The 6,727-nt window shown below is 45.5% G+C and carries 7 protein-coding genes; all 7 read right to left on the bottom strand.

Features of this window, described 5'->3' with window-relative positions:
• Positions 1–799, bottom strand: a 799-nt coding sequence (gene mltB, locus A3738_RS13615; protein ID WP_068763643.1) for a lytic murein transglycosylase B, incomplete at its 3' end; no start/stop codon positions are given.
• A 111-nt stretch (positions 800–910) separates the two neighbouring features.
• On the bottom strand, positions 911–2,056 hold the full coding sequence (gene rodA, locus A3738_RS13610; protein ID WP_369819803.1) for a rod shape-determining protein RodA: 1,146 nt from the start codon (positions 2,054–2,056) through the stop codon (positions 911–913).
• Positions 2,053–3,924: a penicillin-binding protein 2 gene (gene mrdA, locus A3738_RS13605; protein WP_255376172.1), complete on the bottom strand. Its 1,872-nt coding sequence runs from the start codon at positions 3,922–3,924 to the stop codon at positions 2,053–2,055. The genes rodA and mrdA overlap by 4 nt, the downstream gene beginning before the upstream one ends.
• A gap of 33 nt (positions 3,925–3,957) precedes the next feature.
• Complete coding sequence (rlmH, locus tag A3738_RS13600; protein ID WP_068478498.1) at positions 3,958–4,428, bottom strand: 23S rRNA (pseudouridine(1915)-N(3))-methyltransferase RlmH; 471 nt, start codon at positions 4,426–4,428, stop codon at positions 3,958–3,960.
• Between the two features lie 11 nt (positions 4,429–4,439).
• Positions 4,440–4,799 carry a ribosome silencing factor gene (rsfS, locus tag A3738_RS13595; protein WP_068478500.1) on the bottom strand — a complete coding sequence of 120 codons (360 nt, stop codon included), beginning with the start codon at positions 4,797–4,799 and terminating at the stop codon, positions 4,440–4,442.
• Between the two features lie 30 nt (positions 4,800–4,829).
• Positions 4,830–5,450 (bottom strand): nicotinate (nicotinamide) nucleotide adenylyltransferase, encoded by a 621-nt coding sequence (nadD, locus tag A3738_RS13590; RefSeq protein ID WP_068502337.1) that lies wholly within the window; start codon positions 5,448–5,450, stop codon positions 4,830–4,832.
• A 3-nt stretch (positions 5,451–5,453) separates the two neighbouring features.
• Positions 5,454–6,710 carry a glutamate-5-semialdehyde dehydrogenase gene (locus A3738_RS13585; protein ID WP_068478504.1) on the bottom strand — a complete coding sequence of 419 codons (1,257 nt, stop codon included), beginning with the start codon at positions 6,708–6,710 and terminating at the stop codon, positions 5,454–5,456.
• Between the last annotated feature and the right edge of the window lie 17 nt (positions 6,711–6,727).

Genomic DNA, 6,727 nt, shown 5'->3' with positions numbered 1-6,727 from the left:
AATCGGCCGAATAACCAGCATCACGTAAGTCTTTCATGACATATTTCGGTTTAAGCTTGTCATGTAACAGACCCTCATAATCAACACCATTTAACGACACCTGTTTAGCGACAGGTTGATCCGATTTCCATTTATGGCGTTTAAAATAATTGGCAACACTACCAATGGCATCAATCGGGTTATTTAAAATATCCACGACACCATCGCCATCAAAATCAACAGCATAATGGCGATAGCTACTGGAAATGAATTGACCATACCCCATGGCACCCGCGTATGACCCCTTCAAATCAGTCACTTTAAAGCTCTGTTCGCGCGCCAGCAGGAACATCTCTTTCAACTCACTAGAAAAGAATTTAGATCTAGGTGGATAATCAAACCCAAGCGTCGCCAGTGCATCTATTACTCGATAACTGCCTTTATTGCGCCCATATTTTGTTTCCACGCCAATAATTGCAGTAATAATTTCCTTAGGAACGCCAAACTCATCTTCAGCGCGCTTTAGCGGTTCCGCGTATTCTTCTAGAAATTCACGCCCCTGTTTGATACGAGACTCTGTCAAAAATATCTTGGAATACTTAGCCCAGTTTAAAGTTTTCTCTGCTGGACGTGAGATTGCTTTCAATATCGATTCTTTTCGAGATGCCTCAGTTAATGCAGATCGAATATCAGACTCTGAAAACCCATGCTCCTTAACCATCATATCTATGAAGGACTGAGCATTTTCGTGCTGAGAATAATCAGCAAAAGCAAGAATGGGAGCAAAAAGTAACGCGAACGTAAAAACCAGATAGTTCATAGAGATACGACTTCAGTTTGTAAGGGACTTAAAACGGCTCTAGTGTAGTGCGCCACACCCACTAATTACTATGCACTAAAGCCAGTTTTAGAATTAAGATTTGCTTAGGTTTTATCTAGACAAGAATCGACGATGCGTGTGAATAGACATAATTACACCGAACGCTGCCATGAGAGTAATTACTGAGGTGCCACCGTAACTCACCAAAGGCAAAGGAACTCCAACCACTGGCAAAATTCCACTCACCATTCCGATGTTGACGAAGACATAAACAAAAAACGTCAGAATTAGACTTCCTGCCAACAGACGGCTGTAGGAATCTTGCGCTTTAACGGCAATATACAGACCTCTAACTACGATCATCAAATACAAGCCTAGTAAAGCTAAAACGCCGACAAAGCCAAACTCTTCCGCACACACTGCAATGATAAAGTCAGTATGACTTTCAGGTAAAAAATTCAACTGAGATTGCGTACCCTCAAGCCAGCCTTTACCCCAAGTACCGCCTGAGCCAATCGCAGTTTTTGATTGAATAATATTCCAACCCGCTCCAAGTGGGTCGCTTTCGGGATCAAGAAACGTCAATACACGCTGCTTCTGGTAATCACGCATGACAAAATGCCACATAACAGGCAAACAGGACGCGACAATTGCTCCAAATCCAGCAACTACCTTCCATGATATGCCCGCAAATAAAATAACGAACAAGCCCGACGAAGCAATTAATATCGAGGTACCCAAATCTGGTTGCTGCACAATTAACAACACGGGCACGAAGATCAGCACGAGCGTTACAAAAACATCTCTGAAACTCGGAGGAAGATAACGACTAGACAAATACCACGCCGCCATCATAGGCACAATCAGCTTCATTAACTCAGAAGGCTGAAAGCGCGGCAAGCCAGGCAGTTGAAGCCAGCGCTGAGCCCCCTTTGCACCGACACCAAAAAACATCACACCTAATAAGGCGATAACACCCAGAACAAACAGCACGACAGACCAACGTTTATAGAAACTAGGCTCGAACTGCGCTACTACGAACATTACACCGAACGCAGCCAAAAATCTGATCCCCTGGCGCTCTACATAAGCCCAACGCTCACCACCAGCGCTATACAAGATCACTAAACCAAAGCCAACCAAAGCTAACAAAAGACCAAGCAATATTGGGTCGATATGCAGGCGGTAAAAGAACGACTTCCCTTTACCGAGACTCGCATCCGCGCCCGGCATATGCCGCAAGAAATCTCCTCTCACTGAAGGACTCCTTGATCGGCATCAACTGATAGAACATTGATCCATTCGTCAAATACTGCACGAGCAATCGGCGCGGCCGCAGAACTACCACCTCCGCCATTTTCGACAATCACGGCGACAGCAATGACTGGATCATCTGCTGGCGCAAAACCGACAAATAATGCGTGATCACGATGACGCTCTGCTAGCGCTTCTGCGTCATACTCCTCACCCTGCGGAATTTCGACCACCTGAGCTGTTCCTGTCTTGCCTGCTATACGGTATGAGGACCTAGCGCCACTCGCTCTCGCAGTCCCCTTCTTACCATGCATAACCTCTTCCATCGTCTCGACAATATAATCCCAGTTATCAGGTTTATTTAACGCCACATCACTCCCTTTATCTGGACGTTGACTTAACACAATAGACCCATCGCGCGTACTCTTTAATAAGCGAGGCGCGACCCATTGCCCATGATTGGCAATTAGAGCTGTCATAGTCGCGAGCTGAAAAGGTGTTGCAAGCATAAACCCTTGACCTATCCCCATATTTAAGGAATCGCCTGGATACCATGGAAGCCCCCGCCAAGCCCTCTTCCACTCTCTTGATGGAAGGATCCCTGACCTACCCTCTGAAACATCAAGTGATAAATTAGAACCAAACCCAAAATATCCTAAATACCTAGACATTCGATCGACACCCATATTAAAAGCAAGCTCGTAAAAATAAGTGTCGCTAGACTCAGCAATTGCATCCTTTAAATTAATAATACCGTGACCTTCACGCTTCCAGTTTCGGTAAATGCGATCATCATTTTTTAACTGGTAACGCCCTCTATCATTTATTGTATAGTCGCGTGAAGTAACACCTACATCTAAGCCGGCCAACCCAACAACTGGCTTAATCGTCGAACCTGGCGGGTACTGTCCCTTTAAAGCACGATTAAACAAAGGCGTATCGATAGAATCACGAAGTAAGCCATAGCTTTTATGATCAATGCCCGTAACGAATTTATTGGGGTCGTAACTCGGTGTACTTACCTGAGCCAAGACACCACCCGTTTTTGGCTCGATGGCGACTAAGGCAGCCCGCTTACCCTCAAGCAACTCCATAACCTTCAACTGGAGTCTTGCATCCATGTGCAGAACAAGATCTTTGCCCGGCGTCGAAGCGAGATGATCTAGACTTCTGAGAATCCTGTTGCTAGCGTTGATTTCTACCGTTTCAAAACCGACGCTCCCATGCAACTCCGACTCATAGAAACGTTCTACTCCGAGCTTCCCAATATAGTTAGTTGCCGAATAGTTTTGAGGGTCAAGCTTTGCCAGTTCTTTTTCGTTAATACGCCCTACGTAGCCAATAGAGTGTGCAGTCGCTTCCCCAAGCGGGTAATAACGCGCAAGTTCAGCCTGCACCTCAACCCCTGGTAGAGTATGCCTACGGACTTCGATTCGCGCGATTTCCTCCTCGGTGAGCTTACTTTTTAGAACAACCTCCTTGTAAGGCCTTCTAGATCTCTTTAAACGCTTCTTAAATCCCGTAACGTGCCGATCTTGCAGATCGATGATCTCACCCAGCTGCTTTATGGTGAAATCTAAGTCATCTACTTGCTCAGGAATAAGCGCCAAACTAAAAATTGGCTGATTGTCCGCTAAGAGAACGCCATTTCGATCGTAGATTAGACCTCGAGTCGGCGCGACAGATCGCAACTGCATGCGATTCTTATCGGACAAAGTCTGGTAATGGCTATGATTGGTAATCTGAAGGTGATACATCCTCGCAATTAAAGCTGCGAGCATGGCCAGCACAATAATGAGCGCTAGGACGCTACGAAAAGCAAAAATCGACTTCTCTCGATTAGCATCTTTGATGTGGTGAGAGTTACGCACCGAGCGCCTCTTTTTAAAAGGTTTTTATTTTACTTACGCACGATGGTATGGGTGGTTTTGCGTAATCGAATATGCACGATACAACTGCTCGGCTAACAAAACTCTAACCAGAGGGTGAGGTAAAGTTAAGGGAGACAAAGACCATTGTTGATTTGCTCGCTGTCGACATTCATCACTAAGCCCATCTGGCCCACCGACTAACAATGCAACATTATCGCCACGCATCCGCCAGTTGGTCACTTGATCAGCAAGATCTTCAGTACTCCAAGCCTTGCCTTTTACCTCAAGCGCAACAACCCAATCTCGATCTGACAAGGAGTCTAAAATTGCTTTACTCTCGGATTGTATAGCTCTATTTAGATCAGCCCCTTTACTTCGATTACCTAAAGGGATCTCTATAAATTCAATCTTAAAGTCTCGCGGCAATCGTTTAGTAAATTCTGAGGTTCCTTCATTTACCCACTTAGGCATTTTCGTGCCAACCGCGATAACTTTAACTTTCATTGGACTAAATCTTAGCGCGCATCGGGCGAAGGCATTACGCCTTCAGAGCCATCACCTTCCCAAAAACGCTCAAGGTCATAGAACGTGCGCGTTGCTGGGAGCATGACGTGAACAACGACAGAACCAAGGTCCACTAAAATCCAGTCAGAGCTAGCATCACCCTCAACACCTACAGACTTTACACCTTGCTCTTTAGCTTCGGTTAGCACGTTGTCAGCGAGAGACTTAACATGCCGAGAGGAAGTACCAGAGGCAACCACCATATAATCGGTCACGCTAGTACGTTTTTTGACGTTCAAAATATTGATATTGTCAGCTTTTAAATCTTCAAGTGCGCCGACAACGACGTTTTTAATGGAATCTGCTTGCATAAAGGGAAGGACTGGCCTCAAAAAAATGGTTCAAATTTGATAAAAATCATTATCGCAAATAATGCCTTGCACTGCATCAGGCACCAAATAACGAATGCTTTTGTTTTCGGCAACTCTTTGCCGAATATCTGAGCTAGAGATTTGCAACTGCGTTACGCGCGCAATCAATGCTAACCCGGTTTTAGCAGATCTTAGCGCATCAGGCGAGCTAACAATTGAAAAACCCAAACTTTTCAGGTTGTTTTCAATTTGCGCATTACTGTAATCGGGACGCTCTAACACGACGACGTTACATAGATCTTTATATACTTCTGCATGATGCCAAGTAGGCATATTCAACGCAGAGTCTGTTCCTACCGCCAATATCAACCCTTCATTAGAGTTTAAAGCTTGCAAAGTGTTGATCGTATAGCTGTCTGACTCTGCATCAAGCTCGATACGAGAAACAACCAGGCTGGGAGATTCTTCAGTTGCGGCTACAAGCATTCTATATCGACTTTCAGCATCGATATTTGCCCGCGGCTTGTGGACGGGATCCCGACACGGTATCAAAGAAACCTGCGCGCCATCGAACAACTCTGAAAGCTCGGTCGCTACGCGCAGATGCCCATTATGAACAGGATCAAAACTCCCGCCGAACAAAATATTCATAACTTATGTACGAATATGCCCATCACCCAAGACGACATACTTTTCAGAAGTTAGGCCCTCTAGACCAACTGGGCCACGAGCATGAATCTTGTCCGTAGAAATACCGATCTCAGCACCCAAACCGTACTCAAAGCCATCTGCAAAACGAGTTGATGCATTGATCATGACCGAGCTTGAATCGACACGCGTAATAAACTCACGACCACGCGTATAGTTTTCGGTCACGATGGAGTCGGTATGATGAGAGCCATACTTGTTAATATGAGCAATCGCCTCATCCATATCCTCAACGATCTTAATTGATAAGATCGGCGCCAGATATTCGGTTTCCCAATCTTCTTCAGTCGCAGCTACGCAAGAATTAAGAATTTTTTGAGCTTTCGCACAAGCACGTAACTCAACACCAATATGGGCGTACTCTTGCTCTAATGCAGGTAACAATTCTTCGGCTCGCGATACGTTAACTAAAAGCGTTTCCATAGTATTACACGTACCGTATCGCTGAGTTTTGGCGTTGATTGCAATACGTTGTGCCTTCTCTGCGTCAGCATCAGCATCTAAGTACACATGGCAAATACCGTCTAAATGCTTAATAACAGTCACTTTGGCATCACGACTAATTCTCTCAATCAAGCCTTTACCACCACGAGGAACAATTACATCGACATACTCTGGCATAGTGATTAACTCACCCACGGCAGCGCGATCAGTTGTCTCCACTACTTGAACGGCAGATTCTGACAAACCTGCCTGCTTCAGGCCTTCAGCGATACACTGTGCAACAGCCTTATTCGAGTGGATTGCCTCGGAACCACCGCGCAAAATCGTAGCGTTACCCGACTTAATACATAAGCTTGCAGCTTCAACCGTTACATTCGGGCGTGATTCGTAAATAATACCAATCACACCTAGAGGTACACGCATCTTACCTACCTGAATACCAGACGGCATATACTTAAGATCGTTAATCACGCCGATAGGGTCAGGTAAGGCCGCAACTTGTTTCAGCCCCTCAATCATCGTGTCGATACGCGCAGGCGTCAGCTCAAGTCGATCAAGCATGGCAGGTTCAAGCCCATTATTACGACCATTTTCAAGATCCTGTGCATTTGCGGCCGCCAATTCTTCGCGGCGTTGATCAAGAATTTCAGCAGTCGCCAACAAGGCTTGATTCTTCTGCGATGTACTCACAGCAGCCATCTCTGCGGCTGCTTTGCGGGCCGACTGACCCAGTGCTGACATGTATTCTGTTACGTTCATTTTTTACCCGATAATAA

It is taken from the genome of Oleiphilus sp. HI0066 (assembly GCF_001635725.1).
Note: the sequence above shows the minus strand (reverse complement) of the source record. Positions and strands in the feature narration are given on the sequence as shown.

Coding starts and splice junctions, on each gene's coding strand:
- rlmH (WP_068478498.1), bottom strand. CDS start 4,428: ATGAAAGTTAAAGTTATCGCGGTTGGCACGAAAATGCCTAAGTGGGTA.
- rsfS (WP_068478500.1), bottom strand. CDS start 4,799: ATGCAAGCAGATTCCATTAAAAACGTCGTTGTCGGCGCACTTGAAGAT.
- nadD (WP_068502337.1), bottom strand. CDS start 5,450: ATGAATATTTTGTTCGGCGGGAGTTTTGATCCTGTTCATAATGGGCAT.
- A3738_RS13585 (WP_068478504.1), bottom strand. CDS start 6,710: ATGAACGTAACAGAATACATGTCAGCACTGGGTCAGTCGGCCCGCAAA.